We start from the raw sequence: 17,942 nt of genomic DNA on the forward strand, positions 1-17,942 counted from the left end.
GGCGCGCTGTTCCGCCTCGCGGAGCCGGTCCGGTGCTGCCGCGCGGGTTCACAGCCGTGCAGGGCTGTGGCAGCATCCCGTAACCCCGGGCCGGTTTCCGGAACACAATTCCGTCAGGCAAAACGCTGTCGGTGGTGGTCCTCCGGTATGCCGGTCCGCGGCGGCCAAGGCGGCAGGGACGGATGAATCGAGACGGCCATGTCCGAGGAACCACCACCCCCCACGACCACGAACCCCACCTCACCCGCGTCCGGTTCCACCACCGGCTCCACGCCGGTGCCCGCGCCCAGGAACATGCGCACCGACCGTGAACTGCGGCGCGTCGTCACCGCGTCGGTCGTCGGCACCGCGCTCGAGTGGTACGACTTCTTCATCTACGGCACGGCCGTCGTGCTGGTCTTCAACGATCTCTTCTTCGTCCAGGACGACCCGGCGGCCGGCACCCTGATCGGTCTCGCGACATTCGGCGTCGGCTTCATCTTCCGACCGGTCGGCGGCTTCCTCTTCGGAGCCCTCGGCGACCGCATCGGAAGGCGCTCCACGCTGGTACTGACGACGCTGGTCATGGGCCTGTCCACCGGAATCATCGGACTCCTGCCCCCGTACGCCTCCATCGGCGTGGCCGCCCCCGTGCTGCTCACCTTGATGCGCGTGTGCCAAGGGCTGGGCGCGGGCGCCGAGTTCGGCGGTGCGTCGACGCTGCTCGCCGAGCACGCACCCGCCGAGAAGCGGGGGTTCTACGCCTCGTTCGCGCAGATGGGCGTGCAGGCGGGGCTCGTACTGGGAATGGTCGTCTTCCTCTTCGTGGGGATGCTTCCGCAGGCGAGCCAGCAGAGCTGGGGATGGCGGCTGCCGTTCCTGTTCAGCTTCGTGCTGATCGGCGTCTCGCTCTACTTGCGGCTGCGGGTCTCCGAATCCCCCGTCTTCCAGCGGATGAAGGACGACCGCAGCGTCGTGAAACTGCCCGTGCGGGAGGCGCTGCGCCGCTACCCGCGCAGCTTCCTGGTCGGCATCGGCGCACACATCTGCGACACCTCGGTCGTGTACATCTACGCGACGTTCTCCGTGTCCTATCTGACGGTCCAGGTCGACCAGCCCAAGTGGGTCGCCCTCACGGGCGTGATCTCCTTCGGGCTCGTCGTGATCGCGCTTCAGCCGGTGTACGGGGCGCTGTCGGACCGGATCGGGCGCAGGCCGCTGAACCTGTTCAGCGTCGTCTTCACGGGGCTGTTCGCGTATCCGTTCTTCCTGCTGCTCGACACGGGTGTGCCCGCGGTGATCTGGCTGGCGATGATCGTGGCGACCTCGCTCGGGCTGGCCCCGATGATCGCCGTCCAACCCGTCTTCTACGCCGAGCTGTTCGGGGCCCGCGTGCGCTACACGGGGTTCGCGGCGTCACGTGAGACGGGCGCAGCGCTCGCCGGCTTCTCGCCGTTCATCGCGGCGGCGCTCCTCGGCTACGCGGACGGCGACCCGTGGCTCGTCGCGCTCTTCATGGCGACGACGGCGGCGATCTCCCTCGTGGCGTTCCTGTACTCGAAGGAGTCGCGCCAGACGGACGTCACGCTGGCGGAGCACGCCCCCGCGAGCCCGGGCGGCGCGCAGCCGACCGCACCTCCGTCCTGAACGGGAGGACGTCCTCCGGAGAGTCGCTGAGGGGGCGTCATGAGACGCGAGTGCGCCGGCCGGCGCGCAGCAGCGCCGCCAGCACGGAACCCGCGAGAACCGCGACGAGCACGCTGAACGCGATGCCCGCTGCCCGAAGCCCGACCAGATCGGCCGCGAGACCGACGCCGATCACGGGCAGCGACAGCGCCACATAGAGCACGACGAAGTACGTCGACGCCACATTGGCGCGCCGCGCCACGGGAGCCTCGGCGTTCACGGCGGCCAGCCCGGCGCGGAAGCTCATTCCCTGACCGACCCCCGCGACCACGCCTCCGGCCACGAGGAGCGCGAACGACCGCACGCCGAATCCGGCCGTCAGCAGCCCCATTCCCACGACCAGTCCCGCACAGCCCACCGGCAGGGACGCGTCGCCGAACCGCGGCACGAGCGCGATCTGGCCGACGGCGGACGCCGCGAAAACGGCGAAGATCACACCGCCTTCCAGCGCGAAGTCGCTCATCCCCAGCAGCTTCCCCATGAACGACGGGGACACGGCCGTGAAGAGCCCCAGCACCGCGAACCCCGCGAACCCGGCGATGCCCGCCCGTACGAAGGTGCCGCGCATCGCCTGCGGAACCCCGGGCTTCGTCACCCTCATCCGGGGACGCCGAACGGCATCCTCGACCGGCTCCGGCATGAACCACACCCCTGCGGCGACCAGCAGGAGCAGCACCAGGTGGACGGCGTACGGAAGTTGCAGCGGCGCCGGTGCGAACTCGGCGAGCACGCCGGCCAGCAGCGGTCCGCTGCCCAGACCGCCCATCTGCACGACGGTGGCCACCAGGCTGCCCCGCGCGGTGTTCCTGCTGTCGGCCAGGTCGACGAGGGCCGCGGTGGCCGTGCCGGTGAAGATGCCCGCCGACAGGCCGGACAGGAGCCGTCCCACGAAGAGGAGGCCCAGGCCGTCGGCGGCGAGGAAGACGACGGCGCTGAGCATCGCGAGCACCAGTCCCGGCAGCAGCGTCCGGCGGCGCCCGATCTCGTCCGACACATGGCCGACGAGCAGCAGGGCGGCCAGCACGCCCGCCGCGTATGTCGCGAAGACGACGGTGACCATCAGCGTGGAGAAGTGGATTTCCTGCTGATAGATGACGTACAGCGGGGTCGGCAGGGTCGTGCCCAGCATCGTCACCGTGAAGGCCGCCGCCACCAGCCAGAACGCCACGGCGCGCGGTGCCGTGGGACGTTCGCGTGCGCCGCGGCCGTCGGTCTGCGCATCCATTTCACCCATGTGCCCATGCCACCATGCCCGAGTCCGTGATCCGCCCCGGCACGGCAGGGCACGGCGTTTGCGACGGGACGGTGCGGCTACCCGGGTGCGAACTGTCCGCCACAACACGAAAACTCGGGGTGGGAGACCTTGTCCACAGTTGTGATCATTGTTCTGGCAGTCATCCTCGTAGTCCTCGTGGCTCGCCTGGTCTTCACGGAAGCACGCAAGCGCGGGCGCGGCGGCGGCATGAGGAGCCGCTTCGGGCCCGAGTACGACCGCGTGCTCGCGCGCCACAACGGTGACACCCGGGCCACGGACCGCGAGCTGGGCCAACGCGTCCGCGAATACGGCTCGTTCGTCCCTCAGCCGCTCCCGGCCGAGGTGCGTGAGCACTACGTCGGCCGCTGGTCGGCAGCGCAGGAACGCTTCGTGGAGTCGCCGCAGCATGCCCTCGCCGAGGTGCACGAGCTGCTGGGCGGGCTGGCTCACGCCCGCGGATTCCCCGGCCCGGAAAACCGTGACGCGCACGTCGACGCGCTGTCCGTGCACCACGCGTCCCACCTCGACGGCTACCGGCGGCTGAGCGCCGCGGCGACGAGCGGCACCGCAGGCACGGAGGAGATGCGGGAGGCGATGCTGCAAGCCCGCGCCTTCTTCGACGCGTTGATGACGGACCAGCCCGTCCACGCGAGGCGCGGGGCGCGCCCCGGGCGAGCGCGGCGTCCGCTGATGCCCAAGCGTGCAGCCCACGGTGCGCCGGGTGCGCCTGGCACTCCGGGAGCACCGGGCACTCCGGGACCCAGGGGTTCTCGGGCGCCGCTGTTCTCCGCCCGTCGGCACGCCAAGGGGAGTGAGGCGTCGTGACGTCCCGCGAGTTCGAATTCGCCGACCCGGGTTCGCGGCAGGCCACCCCCGCAGCCGCGAATCCGCCCCCGGCACCGCCCGTCCCGTCGGACGCACCCGCCGACCCGGCGGCCACCGGCACCGGTCCGGGCCACGGCCTCGTACCGCCGATGGCGTCGGAGCGCCGGCACCAGGCGCCTCCCGAGGACCGGTGGGAGGCGGAGGACGGCACCGCCCCGCTGCTGGACCGTGACGAGCGCGACCGTCTGACCGCCCGTCTGCACCACGCGGTCAGCGGGTTCGTCGACGGGCCGCGCCGTGCCGTGGAGGAGGCGGACGGCATCTTCGAGGAGGCGGCCCGCCACCTCGAGGACGCCCTGACCCACCGGCGTCGCGTGCTGCGCGAGCCGTGGCAGGGCGCGCGCCACGCGCCCGGCACACCCGGCACGGACTCCGGCGCGCCTTCCGGCGGACCCGGCTCCGCCTCCGCCGCGGAGACGGAGGAACTGCGCCTCGCCCTGCGTCAGTACAAGGAGGCGACGGAGCGTCTGCTGAGGCTGTGAACGAGGTTCCGAGGTCCTCGACCGGGGCACCTGCTGAACCCCGCCGTGTGCGGGGTCAGTTGGGGCCCCGGAGCCGCGCCGGGCTCACCGTCTCGCGGGGGACTCACCGGCGTGGACTCGCCGGTGTGCTGCCCGCCCCGGTCGCCGGTCTCCGCCCCCGGCGCCGCGTGATCCGCGAACCGCGACCCGGCGCAACCGGGTCCGCCGCGTCAGCTGTTCGGCGCCCGCACCTCTGACAGATCGATGTCGACGGGGAACGGGACCGAGACCTTCAGCTCGTCGTGATACACGCCGGTCGGCGCGTAGGTGAGGGTCGCCGGCTCCAGTTCGAAGGTGTAGACGACGGCGTGGCCGCCGTCGTTCTCCACCCGCCAGAAGTGACGGATGCCGGCAGCGGCGTACTTGCGGTGCTTCGTGTCGCGGTCCCGGTCCACCGAGTCCGGGGAGACGACCTCGGCGGCCAGGATCACATCCTCGGGCCGGTAGGAAGTCTGGGCAGGACCGGTCACGGCTTCTGCGTGTACGAGCATGATGTCCGGCTCGGGACGATTGGCACGGCCCAGGGTCACCGTCATCTCGCGGATCACTTCCACCTCCGGCGGGGCGCAGCGGAGAGAGTGCTTCTCCAGCACTCGGATCGCACGCATGTGAAAGTAAGCTTGCGGACTCGCGAAAACGAGGCTCCCGTCGATCAGCTCCGTGTGAGGAGGCAGATTCGGCAGCCGGTCCAGATCGTCGGCCGTGTATCCCCCCTGCGGAGGGCGGGGCCACTCGTACTCGGGCTCGACACTCATCACTGCTGCCATGAGCCGCATCGTCGTCGACGTCTCCAGAGTTCTCGCACGTATCCGTCGTCCTTCATACGAACAGGTGACGTCATCGCTGGTCGGAGACCGTGACCCGGGCCAGTGCGCCCGACTCCAGGGCCGTCCAGATCGCGCCGTCGGGCCCGACCGTCAGGCCGTGCGGTTCGCCGGCGGGCGTCGGGAGCGCGGCTTCGGTGAGGGTGCCGTCGGGTGTGATGCGGCCGATGCGGTTCGCGCCCCACTCCGTGAACCAGCATGCTCCCGCCGCGTCGACCGTCACCGCGTGCGGGCGTGAGGAGGCGTCGGGCAACGGGAGTTCGGTGATCCCGCCCGAGACCGTGATCCGGCCGATCGCGCCCGCGCCGATCTCCGCGAACCACAGCGCGCCGCGCCGCATGTCCGCGGCGATCCCCACGGGGGCCGCACCCTTCGTCGGCAGCCGGAACGACGTGATCTCGCCTGCCGTGGTGATACGGGCGACGGCGTCCGTCTGGTTCTGCGTGAACCAGAGCGCGCCGTCCGGACCCGCGGTGATGGCGGACGGGAAGGCACCCGGCGTCGGCAGCGGGAACCCCGTCACCTCGCCGTCGACGGTGATGCGGCCGATCCGGTTCGCCGCCGTCTCGGTGAACCACAGTGCGCCGTCGGGGCCGGCGGTGATGCCGTACGGGCCCGACTCCCGCTCGGGCAGGGCGAATTCACGCAGGTCACCGTGCGTGCCGACGCGGCCGATGCGGTGGTCCTGCGTTCGGCAGAACCACAGTGCGCCGTCCGGGCCGGGGGTGATGACGGTCGGACCGCTGTCGGGGGAACCGAGCGCATGGAAGCTGAACTTCCGTGCGGGCAGCTCCAGTCGGCCGATCGAGCCGGCGTGGACGAGGGTGAACCAGAGCGCGCCGTCGGGGCCGGTCGTGATGCCGTACGGGCCCGCCCCCGGGTCCGCGAGGTGGGTTCCGATGCCGATCTCTTCGATGACGAGCGCGTCCCTCATGCCCGTTCCCCCCGTTCGTCGACGACCTCGCGGACGGTGCGCGTGCCGGGCGGCACCGGCATCTGCCCGAGGTGGCGGATGCCGACGTGGGCGCCGGCGGAGACGGTCACTGTGCCCTCGTCCGGGGGTTCCTGATGGGCGATCGGCCGAAGTGGCGTGGACTTTCCGGAGCCGTTGTCACCGACGACGGCCACCTGTTCGCCGGGGCTCGCCGTCAGCGGGATGCCGTCGAGGACGGGGCTTGAGGGACAGGACTTCGTGACGTCCTTGAGTGTGAGCTGAGCGGTCAAGGCGGTGGACCTCCGGGGCGCAAAACGGGTGGCGGGCGAGTGCGTCGGTGCGGTCTGCGGCGCCCGTGCCTGGACTCGGTCCATGTCTGCTGCGCTCCCTCGGAGTTCTGCCGTGTGGCCGCGCCGCCCGCGGGATTGCGGTGCGGCCCCGTACGGTCTTCGGCGAACCATAAATGCGACTGTGTTGCGTTAGTGTGGAGCGTGACACAGGGGGTCTGACGGTGCAACGGAATTTCAGGGGCCGCACTTGACGCGCGACGCCGGCGCCGAGGAAGAACACCCACCGGTGCCGGGGAGCACGCGCCCGGGCGGCCGCACGGCCCGCACCCGTGAGGCCGTACGCGAAGCGACGCTCGCCGAGATCGCGGAGCGGGGCTACGACGGTCTGACGGTCGACGGCGTGGCCGCCCGTGCCGGAGTGCACAGGGCAACTGTCCACCGCCGCTGGAGGAACGCCGCGGGGCTCGCGGCCGACGTCCTCGACCTTGCCTCGGGGGAGCGCTGGCCCGTCCCCGACACGGGCGGCATCCAGGGCGATCTGCGGGAGCTCACGTCGCTCGTCGTCACCCACTTCGAGGACCCCCACGCCGGAGCCGTCTCGCGCGCCCTCGTCTCGGCGGCGGTGCACGATCCGGTGACGGCCCGGGCGCTGCACGGCTTCCTGGCGGGCCGTCACCGCCAGGCGGCGCCCCTCGTCGCGCGTGCTGTGGAGCGCGGCGAGCTGCCCGAGGGGACGGACGGGGAAGAGGTCGTGCGCGCGGCGGTCGCTCCTGTCTACTACCGCCTGTTCATCTCGGGCGAGGCGGCCGACGCGGGGACGGCGGAGCGGTCCGCGGACGCCGCGCTGGCGGCGGCACGCTCCGGGGTGTTCGTGCGGGGCGTGCGCAACTCCCCTGATCGGAGCGGGAGTTGACCGCCGCCTCCGGCCCTCGGCGGTCCGGAGCTCACCGGCCGGAACCGCCCTGGGCCGTGGGCCGTACCGTCGCGGGCAGATAGACCTCGTAGCCGTGGAAGCGGGAGGCCGAGGAACTCGGTGCGAGCGACTCCCGCCGCCACTCCTGCGCGACGGGGTGCGGCCTGCCGCCCGGCGGCACCACCACTGTCACCGCCGAGGTGCGGGACGCGGCCAGCACCCCCGCCCCGGTGATGCTGGCGTCGGGACCGCCGGTCTGCCGCGACGTACAGCCGGTGTAGAAGGACAGCTGCACGGAGTGGTCCCCGGAGATCACACACGGCGGACGCACACCCAGCTGCTGCAGACGAGCCGCCGCGCTCGTGAAGTCCCTGTGGGACGTGCGGACTTCGGCCGTGTTGTTGGCCAGCACGGCGTACTGGACGGCCAGATGCCCCGCCAGGCCCAGCGCCACGAGGCTCGTCGCGCCCATGCGCAGCCGTCCGTGCCTGTCGGCCGCCACCCACCACAGCAACCGGGCGACGGGCAGTGCGAGAAGGGCGTAGCTGGGCAGCAGGAAGCGCGGCGCCGCGTAGTCGATCAGGAAGAGATAGGGCACGGCGACGACCACGGCGGTGACGGCCGGCACCACGGCGGTGGCACGGCGCCGGCCCCACGGCGTCACGAGGGTGCCTGCCAGTGCCAGCAGTGGCAGGGCGAACCACCACAGCGCGGTGGCAGGGTGCTGCCAGGGAATGTCACAGGGACGGCAGAGCGTGCGGCCTGCCAGGCTGCGTATCTGGTCGTCCGCCGCCATGTGCCAGCCCATGCCGCCCTGTATCTCGCCGGCACGGTGCAGCCGCTCGAACAGGCCGCCGTACCGGACGTACGCCTCCACGATCCACTCCGCGGACCCCAGCGCGAATCCGGCGGCGAGGAGCGCCAGCAGCCCGGGCCTGCGCCAGCGCCGTACGCAGACGGCCACGGCGCCGAGGGCGAGGACGAGCCAGAACCCGTCGGGCGGCCGCATGAGCGCCACGACCGCGACGGAGACGACCAGCCCGGTACGTGCACGGCGGTCCTCACGGTTGCGGGCGAGGCGTACGAAGCAGCCGGTCGCCGCCAGGGCGCCGAAGGCGGTCCACAGGTTGGGCATCACCGAGGGCCCGTAGTACAGAGTGATCCACAGGCTCGCGAACAGGGCGCCCGCGGTGGCCAGGACGCGGGCCGGGAGCATGCCCCGCCACACCCACAGCGACGCGAACAGCCCCGCCCCGGAGAGCAGCGCCAGATAGACCCGCAGGGCGGTGATGGAGGAGGTCAGCGCCGCCACCGGCGCCGCGAGGAACGAGATCCCGCGGGCACGGGGGGCGCTGAAGAACGCCGCCGGCGCGTGCCCGCTGACCTGGCTGGTGTAGACGGACTCGTCCCATCCCATGCCGGACCCGGGCACCACGAGGAGCAGCTGGGCGAGCACGAACGCCGCGGCGACACCGGCGAGCCATGGCAGGGGTCGTCCGTCGTGCGCCCGCCTTCGCAGGGGGATCGGGGCGGTACGGGGAGCAAGGGCTTCGTGCATGTGAGACCTCGCGATCGAGCCGAGTCCCCCCTGCTGGCACCGGCCGTCCCTGCGGACGCCCCCGCTTCGGCCGGTCCCGGGCCCGGGAGCTGCGTCACGGTCCGTGCGTACGGCACGCGCTCGATTCGCTCCCGGACCGGGGCCGGCCGGTGAGAAGGAAGGGCCCTACACGCCGACCGGCTGCTTCGGATCCCCGCCGCCTCCGCCGTGGCCGCCCTCGCCCTCGGCGCCGTCATCGTCGTCGTCCTCGCCGCGGCTGCGGGTGTCCTGCGGGACGCGGGGCGCGGCCGCGGGCGTGCCCGTGGCGATCACGGTGCTCGCCGCGCCGGCGGCCTCGGGCGCGACGTTCAGCTCCGCCAGCATCTGCTTGCTGAAGCCGAAGAAGTACGTGGCGATGAAGCCGGCCAGATACCCCGTCCCCATCCCGAGCGCGTAGACGGCCGCGATGGCGCCCAGCCCCTGGTTGCCCTTGAGCAGAGGGAAGAGGGCCCAGCCGGACGGGCCGATGGCCGTGGACCCGACGGACGTGCCGAGCTGGTGGAAGAGCCCCACGGCACCGCCGCCGACGGCGCCGCCGATGCAGGCGGTGATGAACGGCCGCCCGAGCGGCAGCGAGACACCGTAGATCAGCGGCTCGCCGACGCCCATCACACCGGCGGGAAGCGCGGACTTGATGGTCTTGCGGATCGAGGTGTTGCGGCGCAGCCTCACGTAGACGGCGATCGCGGCGCCGACCTGACCCGCGCCGGCCATGGCCAGGACGGGCAGCAGGACCGTGAAGCCGTCCTGCTCGATGAGCGTCGTGTGGATCGGGATGAGGGCCTGGTGCAGGCCGAGCATCACCAGCGGCAGGAAGAGCCCGCCGAGCACGAAGCCGGCGACGCCTCCGCCGTGCAGGAGCAGCCAGTTGGCGAAGTGGCCGATGCCGGTGGAGACCAGGCCGCACACGTACATCAGCCCGAAGAGCGTGACCATGCCGGAGACGAGGACGGTGACGGTCGGTGTGACCAGCACGTCGACGGCCTCCGGCACGCGGCGCCGGCACCACTTCTCGACGTACACCGCGATCAGTGCCGCGAACAGCGCGCCCAGCACCCCGCCCTGCCCCGGCGCGAGCTTCGCCCCGAACACCGAGACCTTGGAGACGCCCGCGAAGACGATGACGGCCGCGGCCGCGCCGCCGAGTACGGGTGTCCCGCCGAACTCCGCGGCGGTGTTGATGCCGACGAAGATCGCGATGAGTGACATGAAGCCGGTCGAGATCGCGGTCAGCGCGGGGACGATGCCCGCCGCCCACTGGGCGCTGCCGCTGCTGACCAGGTTCGTCAGGATGCCGTTGATGCCCGCGACGATGCCGCAGCCGATGAGCGCCGGGATCAGCGGGACGAAGATGTTGGCGACCCGGCGCAGCATCTGCTTCACCGGTGTCGAGTTCTTCCGCCTGCGTGCGGCACGGATGGCGGCGCCACGCTCGGCGAGCTCATCGGCAGTGACAGCGGACTGTCCGCCTGCTGCCGCGGCGGCAGGGCCGCCGGCACTCGCGTCGGCCGCCGAAGCGGCGGCAGTGGCAGTCTCCTGTCGGGCGATGGCCTGGAACTCGGTGGTGACCCGGGCGACCTTCCCCGGGCCGAGCACGATCTGGTACGTGTCGTCGTCCTCGACGACCCCCACCACGTCCGGCAGCGCGCGCAGTGCGGCGTCCTGGACCAGTGAGCGGTCGGCCAGGCCGAGACGCATCCGGGTCATGCAGTGGGTGACGGAGACGACGTTCTGCGAGCCGCCCACGAGGGGCAGCAGCGCTTCGGCGATCTGGCGGTTCTTGTCTGTGCTCATTGGCGCGGTCGCTCTCTGGCTGTCCGGAGGCCCGGAACGCGGTGCGGTCCAGCGATCCGGCCACAGCCGGCGGCGGCCGGCCGCTTGGCACCACTGTCAGCCTTCGTCGCCCGCCGCGCGGAGCGCCGCTCGCAGGTGGCCACCCGCTTCATCGAGCAACCGCGCCGCCGTACGGCCGTCGACGCCCGCGAGGATGATGAGAATCGCGTTCTTGACCTCGTCGCCCGCTTGGGTGAGAGCGGCCTCGATGGTCTCGTCACCGGCACCCGTCGCGAGGGAGACGATGCGCCGGGACCGGGCGCGCAGCTTCTCGTTGGAGGCGCGCAGGTCGACCATCAGGTTCCCGTAGGTCTTGCCCAGACGGATCATGGTGATCGTCGACAGCATGTTGAGGACGAATTTCTGAGCCGTGCCGGCCTTCAGCCGGGTCGAGCCCGTCAGCAGCTCCGGGCCCACCACGACCTCGATGCGCAGATCGGCCGCGTCCCCGAGAGGCGAGTCCGCGTTGCAGGAGAAGCCGACCGTGAGCGCGCCGTGCTTTGCGCGCGCGTGCTCGACGGCGCCCACCGCGTAAGGGGTGCGCCCGGACGCCGAGATGCCGACCACCGTGTCGTCGGCCGTGAGCCGCAGCGCGTCGAGGTCGGCGGCGGCCAGTTCCTTGCTGTCCTCGGCTCCTTCGACCGACCTGTTCATCGCGCCGGGACCGCCGGCGATCAGCCCGACCACGTCGGACGGATCGGTGTTGAAGGTGGGCGGGCACTCGCTGGCGTCCAGTACGCCCATACGGCCCGCGGTGCCGGCGCCCGCGTAGATGAGGCGGCCGCCCCGGGCCATTCGTTCGGCGGTCGCATCGATGGCGGCCGCGATCCTCGGCAGCTGCTCGGCGACGGCACCGGGCACGGTGGCGTCCTCACCCTGCATGATCCGGGCGATCTCCAGGGTGGGCAGCTGATCGATTTCGGACAGATCGCTCCGGAACGCCTCCGTGGTCAGCGTCTCCAGCTGCGCGCGCAGCTCGCTGTAGGAGGGGGGATTGTCAGCGGTGGAGGTCATGGGGAGGTGGCGCTCTCTCTGGCTCGCGCGGACACGGATTCGGATGCGGACTCGGGTTCCGGCTGGGGCCGGGATGCAGATAACGGGAACCGATGAGCTTCGGACACGGAATCGGACCCGGACGGCGGGACCGTCACGAGCCCGTATGGCCGCGCGTCCTCGCCGCTCGCGGCCGCTTCTGCGGGTGGGCCCTGTGGGGCCGGCCCCGCCCATCAGGACGTGTACGCCTGGCCCGTGCGGGGACGGAACCAGCCCGGGCCGGGATCCGGGACTGGAACACACGTGCCGTGTGCCGTACGGGAGCTGCGCACATGCCCTCGCTGGAACAGGTCAGCGCGGCCGCGGGGAGTGCCGGTGTGCCAGCGCCTCGTACGAGGCGGAGAGCGCGGGGGCCGCGCTTTCGTACGTACGTTGCGCCACGCCGATGAACAAACAGTCAACGACGAGGAGTTGGCTCGTGCGGCTCGACATCGCGGCCGGACGCAGTTCGCTCTCGCGAGCGGTCGACGTGGTGAGAACGTGGTCCGCGTACTGCGCGATCTCGCCGTCCGAACGCCCTGTGATGGCGATCGTCGTCGCACCCTGGTCGAACGCCGCGCGGAGCGGTTCGATGACGTCGACCGTGCGGCCCGAATGCGTGATGGCTATCGCCACGTCACCGGCCCCCAGCTGCACGGCGGTTGTCACCGCCAGGTGTGGGTCGGCCTCCGCGTGCGCGACGTGACCGATGCGCAGCAGCTTCTGCGCGAGGTCCTTGCTGACGAGCCCCGAGGCGCCCACCCCGTACACGTCGACACGGCGTGCGGCGACGAGGGCGTTGACGGCCGCTTCCAGCTGCACGGTGTCGAGGCCGGCCGCGGTGTCGGCCAGGGTCTGCCGCTCGTCGTGGGCGAGCTTGGCCACGACGTCGGCGATCGGATCGTCCACCGCGATGTCGGCGGTCACGGACGGGGCGGCTCCGGACTCCTGCTGTGCGGCCAGACCCGCGAGCGCGAGACGCAGATCGCGGTATCCGGGGAAGCCGAGCAGACGGGAGGTCCGTACGACGGTGGCCTCGCTCGTGCCGGTGCGTTCGGCGAGGCCGGTGACGGTGAGCTGCGCGCAGCCCGCGGGGTCCGCCGCGACGGTCTCCGCCACGCGCTGCATGGAGCGCGTCATGGACGGGGCCATCGTGCGGACCTTGGCTGCGAGAGCGCCCGGTCCGGGGGGGCCGGGCCTTCCGGCGGGGGCAGGGCGGGCGGCGGGCTGCACCGTTGCGCCGGAACCGGCCCCCCGCGGGCCGGCTGCGTGGTGGTCGGCTCCCGCGGGGCTGCTGCCGCCGCCTCTGCCGTGCGGTCTGCCGCCTCTGGAGAAACTTTCCTTCAAATAAGTGGTCATCGGTGGAAGGTATTTTCCCGTCATGGCCCAGTCAAGAGTTGCGCACATCGAACCACCACGCCTCCGTTGCGGGATCTTCGCGCGTTCTTCGCCCGGCCCTTCGTGATCTTCGGAGGAGCGTGAAAGAAGCGGGCCCGGGCCCCACGGGCCGCTCCGGGACTGGCTGAGACCGCCGCATGTGCCTCGGCGTCTTTGGTGCAATGGAGACATGGACCAGCTCGAGCAGACACTTCACACCGCCCGTGCTCTCGTACTCGCCGACCTCGAGGCGGGCAAGGTCGCGGAGGCGGACGTGGTCTCGCTCGTCGAGGAAGCGGTCTCGCACCGGAGGTGGTGGGTCGAGCAGTGGCCGGACGGCATCGGGTTCGTCCACGGGCTGATAGCCCAGGACGTGCAGGACGCGTTGCTCGACCGGTACGGGCGCTGGCCACTGTGCCCCGTATGCCTCGGCTCCGATCCGCACGCGCTGGAGGTCGAACCGCCGCTGGGAGAGGACCCTCACTGGGTCTGCGGCAAGACCACGACCTCCGTCGCGCGTGTGGGAGCGCTGAACAAGTGCCTCTGAGCGCACGGGCGCCCCTGGACGACGCATCTGCTGTGTGTGAACCGGCGACTTCGCGGCGTGGACCGCGGCACCGGCCCGCGCCCCGAGGCGCGGGCGGGCGGTGACGCGGTGACCGTCTACATCGATCCGCCCGACTGGCCGGGCAACGGACGGCTGTGGTCGCACCTGGTCAGCGACGTCTCCTACGACGAGCTGCACGCCTTCGCGGCCGGTATCGGCTGTTCCCGGCGGGCCTTCGACCGCGACCACTACGACGTGCCGAGCGCCCGCTACATGGCGGCCGTGGAGGCGGGAGCCGTCGAGGTCGGCAGCAAGGAACTGGTGCGCCGGCTCACGGACGCGGGCCTCAGGCGCCCCAAGAGGCGGGGGCCGCCGAGGGGCACGTGACGCCGAGCCGCCGGCGGGCCCGCCGGCGGCTGGTGAGCGAGGCGAGAGCCGTGGTGACGACGGCAGCCGCCGCGAGAGCCGCGCCCGTCAAGGCCACCGACTCGTAGCCCCAGCCGGCGCTGATGACCAGGCCGCCCAGCCACGGGCCGAGGGTGTTGCCGATGTTGAAGGACGACGTCGTGGTGGCGCCCGCGAGCGTCGGTGCGGCGTCGGCGACTTCGAACATGCGGGCGTTCAGCGCGGGAGCGGCCGTGAACGCCGCCACCCCCAGCAGCAGCGACAGCGCGATCGCCGCCACCGGGCTGCGGGCCAGAAACGCGAGCAGCCCCAGCGTGACGGCCGAGGCGGCGATGCCGCCGTACATCGTGCCGAACAGATGCCCGTCCGCGATCCGCCCGCCGAGGGCGGTGCCTATGAGCCCACCGAGCCCGAACAGCGCCAGCACGGTGGGGAGCCGGTTCTCCGCCAGGCCGGACACGTCGGTCAGGAGCGGGCCGAGGTAGGAGAAGACGGCGAAGACGGCGGCGGCGTTCAGCGCGATGGTGACGACATTGAGCCATACCTGCTTGTCCGCGTAGATGCGCAGCTCGCGGCGGAGCCGCGGCTTGTCCGCGCCCGTCGCCGGATCCGTCCGCGGAACCAGCGCGATCACCCCGGCCAGTGCGATCGCCGACATCAGCGCGACCGCCCAGAACGCCGAGCGCCACCCCGCGTGCTGCCCGAGCAGCGAACCGGCGGGCACACCCAGGATGTTGGCGATGCTCAGCCCGCCGACCAGGATCGCCATGGCGCGGGCCCTGGCATCCACCGGCACCAGCGACATCGCGACCGCCGCGCCCACCGCCCAGAAGCCCGCGCACGCGAGGGCACTGACCACCCGGGAGACGAAGAGCACCCCGTACGTGGGCGCGAGCGCTCCGGCGACCTGGCCGAGCCCGAAGGCGGCCAGCAGCGCGACCAGGGTCACGCGGCGCGGCAGCCGCAGAGTGGCCGCCGCGAGGAGCGGTGCGCCCACGACCATGCCGATCGCGAACGCGGACACCAGGAGCCCGGCCCGCGGAATGGAGACGTTCAGATCGCGGGCCAGCGGCTGCAGGAGCCCGGAGAGCATGAATTCGGAGGTGCCCAGCGCGAAGACCGACAGCCCCAGAACGTAGACACCCAGCGGCATCCGGCCGCGTGCCGGGCGGCGGCCGGGCCGAGCGGGCGCGGAACGGGACGCACCGGGGCCCGACGGGCCGGACGGAGCAGTGCCTGAAGGGCCGTTGTCGCCCGGACCGGAACCGGTGTCCGTCACGTGCCGGGCCTCCGGCCCTGCTTGGGCGCCGGCTGATTCGGGTGGCATGTCATGCACCAACCACCGCGCGGCGCCCCGCATTCCGTGCCCACGGGGGCGGGCCGGTGCGCTCCGGATGCTTCGCCCTCTTCGGATGCCCCGGACTCATCGGCACGTGTCAGACGCCCCGTGGCGACTCAGGGGTGCCGTCCGAGCAGCGCCACCAGCCGGTCCTGCGGCACCGCGTCGTCCGGCACCGGCACCGGCGGGTCGAAGATCCCGCTCTCGTGCCAGCTTCCGGCCTGCGGTGCGATGTGGTCGTGGACCGCGTCGGCGAGTTCGTCCGGCATCCGCGACCGCACGCCGATGCCCTGTGCCAGGTCCCATCCGTGCACGGCGAGGTCCGTCGTCATCTGCCAGCCGTACTCCGACGCCGGCGTCTTCCCTCCGGTGACGTGCACGCTCCCGCGCAGCGCCCCCTTCCGGTGGAACGCCGAGTGCGACGCGCTGCCCGCCTCCTCCCACGCCGCGACCGGGGCGTCGCCGACCACGTCGCCGTCGAAGCGGTCGCCGACTTCGGCGAGCGTCTCGCCGTTCAGCAGGTGCGGCGCCCAAAGGTGCTCGCCGACCAGGTGGTTGACCAGGTCCCGCACGTTCCAGTCGCTGCACGGGGTGGGGTCGTCCCACTGCCGCTCACCGACCTCGTGGACGAGCCGGTCCCATTCCTTGAAGGCTGTCTCGAAGGCGTCGATCAGTTCCATGCGTCAATCGTGCGCCCGCTGCCGGACTCGGCATCCCGGGTCACCCGTACGGGGCGCGACGGGGTGACGGGCGTTCCCGTGACGGGCAGGGCCGGCGGCCTGCCGAGAATCGATGTGACGCAGATCACACTGACAAGTGTCATACGGGAGCGCCTCCCCGCGCGTGTAGCGGGTGTCCTGCTCCACCGTGGCAGGCACAACGCGCGGTCCACGAGCCGCGCGTACTCGGGGGAGTGCCGGGGCGCCCGCGGTGGGTGACATGGCCTGCTGGTCATGCCGGCCGCGTGGCTGTCGGTCACGACGGCCACGCGTCACCCACCCGGCGTCCCGACACCGCGTCGTGGTGAAGGGGCGTGGCGCACACAGCCCCCAAGGACCTCATCGCTCCGCGCCTCCGCCCGGGCCCGGGTCAACCGCCCGCTTGCCCGGGCTTCTCGGCGCCCGAACAGAGCCGTACGTCGGTGGAGTTCCTGGTGCGCACGCCCGGCAGCCAGCCCTCGAACCGCTTGCCTCCGGCGTCCCCGGCGGCCTTCTCGACCCGGTACCACCGCGTGGAGGAGAGGCCCTTCTCGTCGGTCACCAGCCGGCCGTCGGTGACCACGCACGTAGCGGTGAGCTCGTCGCCGTGCCAGACCCGGCCCGCAGCGTTGCCGGGGTTCGCATAGGGCTCGTACGGGTTCTTCGCGACCCGCAGCGCGCACTCCAGGGTGCGCAGCTCGCGGCACGCCTTCTCGACGTTGTGGACCCGCAGCGTGATGGGCTCCGAGCGGCCGGGCGCGGGCGCCTCGGACGAGGGCTGATCCGCGGAGGACCCTTGGACGGAACCGGATCCCGAGGGCGAGACGAGCCACCACGTACCGGAGAGGACGAAGGCCACGGCCGCGGCGGCCACGGCGATCACGGTCATGGGCAGGGGACGTCGCCGAGCGGCGCGGCCCGCCGAAGCCACTGGGGTGACGTCCTCACGCGCGACGCGGACCCGCTCCCAGAGCCCGTCCGGCGTCTCGATCTCCGCGTCAGCGGCCCGCAGTTGCTCGCGCAGGGCCGCGGCCGTCTCCTCGCGTCGCTCAGCACGCATGGCGCTCCCCTCCCGCCCGGTCCTTGCGGCCGGCCCGGCCGGGCCGTTCCGCGCGGCCGGGCCGTGGGTGCAGTGCACCCCGCAGCTTGTCCAGCGCACGCCTCCGGGTCAGCGCGACCGTGCCGCGGTGCAGACCGAGGATCTTCGCCGCCTGGTCGATGGTGTAGCCGTCGAGGTCCACCAGCACGACGACGCCTGCCTGCCGCACGGTCAACTGCCGCAGCAGACGCACCGTTTCGAGCTCCGAGGTCCGCCGCTCCAGTCCGCCGTCGTCCCATTGGGCGCCGGGCGGAGGCGCACCCGCCGTCGCGGCGCCGTCCCTGCCGTGGGCCCCGCCGCTCTCGCCGATGAACTCGACGTCCGCGACGAGCACTTGGCGCTTCTCCTTGCGCCAGCCGTCGCGGACCACGCTGAGGAGGGCGGAGAACGCATACGCGTAGGGCTCGGGGTGCGCGAGGAACTTCTCCGGTCGCGCGGCCAGTTTCAGGTACACCTCGTGCACGGCGTCCTCCGCCGACTGCCGGGACCCGGCGAGCATGGCCGCCCGTCGGTAGAGCCGGTGCAGCAGCTCGCAGAAGACGTCGTCGAACGAGGGGTCGGGAGAGCCGGCGTCCTTACCGGTGGCGGTGGAAGAAGTGACCACGTGGCCTGCGATCCTCTGTGAGTGGCCTCTTGGCTGGTGTGGAGTCCGAAGACGTGGAGTGCCGAGCGGTTCGACGCGTGCGCTGCGCGTGGGCGTCCCGCCCGACGCGCGTGGAACGTCAGGT

General features: G+C 72.1%; 18 protein-coding genes. 6 read left to right on the plus strand and 12 right to left on the minus strand.

Features of this window, described 5'->3' with window-relative positions; genetic code table 11:
* Nucleotides 1-198 precede the first annotated feature (198 nt).
* Nucleotides 199-1,626 carry an MFS transporter gene (locus G4Z16_RS19215; RefSeq protein ID WP_197351965.1) on the plus strand — a complete coding sequence of 476 codons (1,428 nt, stop codon included), beginning with the start codon at nucleotides 199-201 and terminating at the stop codon, nucleotides 1,624-1,626.
* A 37-nt stretch (nucleotides 1,627-1,663) separates the two neighbouring features.
* Here G4Z16_RS19215 and G4Z16_RS19220 read toward each other — a convergent pair whose 3' ends face one another.
* On the minus strand, nucleotides 1,664-2,899 hold the full coding sequence (locus tag G4Z16_RS19220) for an MFS transporter (protein WP_246530944.1): 1,236 nt from the start codon (nucleotides 2,897-2,899) through the stop codon (nucleotides 1,664-1,666).
* Nucleotides 2,900-3,028: 129 nt separating this feature from the next.
* Between G4Z16_RS19220 and G4Z16_RS19225 the strand changes: the two genes are divergently transcribed.
* Together G4Z16_RS19225 and G4Z16_RS32605 are read left to right on the plus strand one after the other, a co-directional pair.
* Nucleotides 3,029-3,745, plus strand: coding sequence for a hypothetical protein (locus tag G4Z16_RS19225; protein WP_197351966.1), 717 nt, complete (start codon nucleotides 3,029-3,031; stop codon nucleotides 3,743-3,745).
* On the plus strand, nucleotides 3,742-4,287 hold the full coding sequence (locus tag G4Z16_RS32605; RefSeq protein ID WP_246530945.1) for a hypothetical protein: 546 nt from the start codon (nucleotides 3,742-3,744) through the stop codon (nucleotides 4,285-4,287). Before G4Z16_RS19225 ends, G4Z16_RS32605 begins: the two co-directional genes overlap by 4 nt.
* A 209-nt stretch (nucleotides 4,288-4,496) precedes the next feature.
* Here G4Z16_RS32605 and G4Z16_RS19235 read toward each other — a convergent pair whose 3' ends face one another.
* The 3 genes from G4Z16_RS19235 to G4Z16_RS19245 all read right to left on the minus strand — a co-directional run bounded on the left by G4Z16_RS19235 (nucleotide 4,497) and on the right by G4Z16_RS19245 (nucleotide 6,374).
* Nucleotides 4,497-5,093 (minus strand): Uma2 family endonuclease, encoded by a 597-nt coding sequence (locus G4Z16_RS19235; protein WP_197351967.1) that lies wholly within the window; start codon nucleotides 5,091-5,093, stop codon nucleotides 4,497-4,499.
* A 70-nt stretch (nucleotides 5,094-5,163) separates the two neighbouring features.
* The gene (locus G4Z16_RS19240) at nucleotides 5,164-6,084 is read right to left on the minus strand and encodes a Vgb family protein (RefSeq protein WP_197351968.1); all 921 of its coding nucleotides are present in this window, start codon (nucleotides 6,082-6,084) and stop codon (nucleotides 5,164-5,166) included.
* Nucleotides 6,081-6,374 carry an ATP-binding cassette domain-containing protein gene (locus G4Z16_RS19245; RefSeq protein ID WP_246530946.1) on the minus strand — a complete coding sequence of 98 codons (294 nt, stop codon included), beginning with the start codon at nucleotides 6,372-6,374 and terminating at the stop codon, nucleotides 6,081-6,083. The genes G4Z16_RS19240 and G4Z16_RS19245 overlap by 4 nt, the downstream gene beginning before the upstream one ends.
* Before the next feature lie 247 nt (nucleotides 6,375-6,621).
* Here G4Z16_RS19245 and G4Z16_RS19250 point away from each other — a divergent pair, with 247 nt between their 5' ends.
* Nucleotides 6,622-7,287: a TetR/AcrR family transcriptional regulator gene (locus G4Z16_RS19250; protein WP_197351970.1), complete on the plus strand. Its 666-nt coding sequence runs from the start codon at nucleotides 6,622-6,624 to the stop codon at nucleotides 7,285-7,287.
* A gap of 31 nt (nucleotides 7,288-7,318) precedes the next feature.
* On the opposite strand, the gene G4Z16_RS19255 is transcribed toward G4Z16_RS19250, so the two are convergent.
* From G4Z16_RS19255 to G4Z16_RS19270, 4 genes are all read right to left on the minus strand, one after another.
* On the minus strand, nucleotides 7,319-8,845 hold the full coding sequence (locus G4Z16_RS19255; protein WP_197351971.1) for a hypothetical protein: 1,527 nt from the start codon (nucleotides 8,843-8,845) through the stop codon (nucleotides 7,319-7,321).
* 165 nt (nucleotides 8,846-9,010) lie between these two features.
* Entirely contained in the window at nucleotides 9,011-10,678 is a 1,668-nt protein-coding gene (locus G4Z16_RS19260) for a PTS transporter subunit EIIC (protein WP_197351972.1), read from the minus strand.
* Between the two features lie 96 nt (nucleotides 10,679-10,774).
* Nucleotides 10,775-11,731: an N-acetylmuramic acid 6-phosphate etherase gene (gene murQ, locus G4Z16_RS19265; RefSeq protein WP_197351973.1), complete on the minus strand. Its 957-nt coding sequence runs from the start codon at nucleotides 11,729-11,731 to the stop codon at nucleotides 10,775-10,777.
* 330 nt (nucleotides 11,732-12,061) lie between these two features.
* Nucleotides 12,062-13,108, minus strand: a complete 1,047-nt coding sequence (locus tag G4Z16_RS19270; RefSeq protein ID WP_197351974.1) for a MurR/RpiR family transcriptional regulator — start codon at nucleotides 13,106-13,108, stop codon at nucleotides 12,062-12,064.
* 208 nt (nucleotides 13,109-13,316) lie between these two features.
* Here G4Z16_RS19270 and G4Z16_RS19275 point away from each other — a divergent pair, with 208 nt between their 5' ends.
* Nucleotides 13,317-13,673 (plus strand): hypothetical protein, encoded by a 357-nt coding sequence (locus G4Z16_RS19275; RefSeq protein ID WP_197351975.1) that lies wholly within the window; start codon nucleotides 13,317-13,319, stop codon nucleotides 13,671-13,673.
* A 108-nt stretch (nucleotides 13,674-13,781) separates the two neighbouring features.
* Entirely contained in the window at nucleotides 13,782-14,060 is a 279-nt protein-coding gene (locus G4Z16_RS19280) for a DUF4031 domain-containing protein (protein ID WP_197354755.1), read from the plus strand.
* On the opposite strand, the gene G4Z16_RS19285 is transcribed toward G4Z16_RS19280, so the two are convergent.
* The 4 genes from G4Z16_RS19285 to G4Z16_RS19300 all read right to left on the minus strand — a co-directional run bounded on the left by G4Z16_RS19285 (nucleotide 14,020) and on the right by G4Z16_RS19300 (nucleotide 17,818).
* On the minus strand, nucleotides 14,020-15,231 hold the full coding sequence (locus tag G4Z16_RS19285) for a Cmx/CmrA family chloramphenicol efflux MFS transporter (RefSeq protein ID WP_197354756.1): 1,212 nt from the start codon (nucleotides 15,229-15,231) through the stop codon (nucleotides 14,020-14,022). The two genes, G4Z16_RS19280 and G4Z16_RS19285, sit on opposite strands and share 41 nt — an antisense overlap.
* Before the next feature lie 302 nt (nucleotides 15,232-15,533).
* On the minus strand, nucleotides 15,534-16,097 hold the full coding sequence (locus G4Z16_RS19290) for a TIGR03086 family metal-binding protein (protein ID WP_197351976.1): 564 nt from the start codon (nucleotides 16,095-16,097) through the stop codon (nucleotides 15,534-15,536).
* 409 nt (nucleotides 16,098-16,506) lie between these two features.
* Nucleotides 16,507-17,175, minus strand: coding sequence for a hypothetical protein (locus G4Z16_RS19295; protein ID WP_197351977.1), 669 nt, complete (start codon nucleotides 17,173-17,175; stop codon nucleotides 16,507-16,509).
* The gene (locus tag G4Z16_RS19300; RefSeq protein WP_246530947.1) at nucleotides 17,165-17,818 is read right to left on the minus strand and encodes an RNA polymerase sigma factor; all 654 of its coding nucleotides are present in this window, start codon (nucleotides 17,816-17,818) and stop codon (nucleotides 17,165-17,167) included. The genes G4Z16_RS19295 and G4Z16_RS19300 overlap by 11 nt, the downstream gene beginning before the upstream one ends.
* Nucleotides 17,819-17,942 lie beyond the last annotated feature (124 nt).

It is taken from the genome of Streptomyces bathyalis, assembly GCF_015910445.1.
GTDB lineage: Bacteria > Actinomycetota > Actinomycetes > Streptomycetales > Streptomycetaceae > Streptomyces > Streptomyces bathyalis.

Coding starts and splice junctions, on each gene's coding strand:
- G4Z16_RS19255 (WP_197351971.1), bottom strand. CDS start 8,845: ATGCACGAAGCCCTTGCTCCCCGTACCGCCCCGATCCCCCTGCGAAGG.
- G4Z16_RS19240 (WP_197351968.1), bottom strand. CDS start 6,084: ATGAGGGACGCGCTCGTCATCGAAGAGATCGGCATCGGAACCCACCTC.
- murQ (WP_197351973.1), bottom strand. CDS start 11,731: ATGACCTCCACCGCTGACAATCCCCCCTCCTACAGCGAGCTGCGCGCG.
- G4Z16_RS19270 (WP_197351974.1), bottom strand. CDS start 13,108: ATGACCACTTATTTGAAGGAAAGTTTCTCCAGAGGCGGCAGACCGCAC.
- G4Z16_RS19290 (WP_197351976.1), bottom strand. CDS start 16,097: ATGGAACTGATCGACGCCTTCGAGACAGCCTTCAAGGAATGGGACCGG.
- G4Z16_RS19285 (WP_197354756.1), bottom strand. CDS start 15,231: ATGCCGCTGGGTGTCTACGTTCTGGGGCTGTCGGTCTTCGCGCTGGGC.
- G4Z16_RS19275 (WP_197351975.1), top strand. CDS start 13,317: ATGGACCAGCTCGAGCAGACACTTCACACCGCCCGTGCTCTCGTACTC.
- G4Z16_RS19260 (WP_197351972.1), bottom strand. CDS start 10,678: ATGAGCACAGACAAGAACCGCCAGATCGCCGAAGCGCTGCTGCCCCTC.
- G4Z16_RS19220 (WP_246530944.1), bottom strand. CDS start 2,899: ATGGGTGAAATGGATGCGCAGACCGACGGCCGCGGCGCACGCGAACGT.
- G4Z16_RS19235 (WP_197351967.1), bottom strand. CDS start 5,093: ATGGCAGCAGTGATGAGTGTCGAGCCCGAGTACGAGTGGCCCCGCCCT.
- G4Z16_RS19295 (WP_197351977.1), bottom strand. CDS start 17,175: ATGCGTGCTGAGCGACGCGAGGAGACGGCCGCGGCCCTGCGCGAGCAA.
- G4Z16_RS19215 (WP_197351965.1), top strand. CDS start 199: ATGTCCGAGGAACCACCACCCCCCACGACCACGAACCCCACCTCACCC.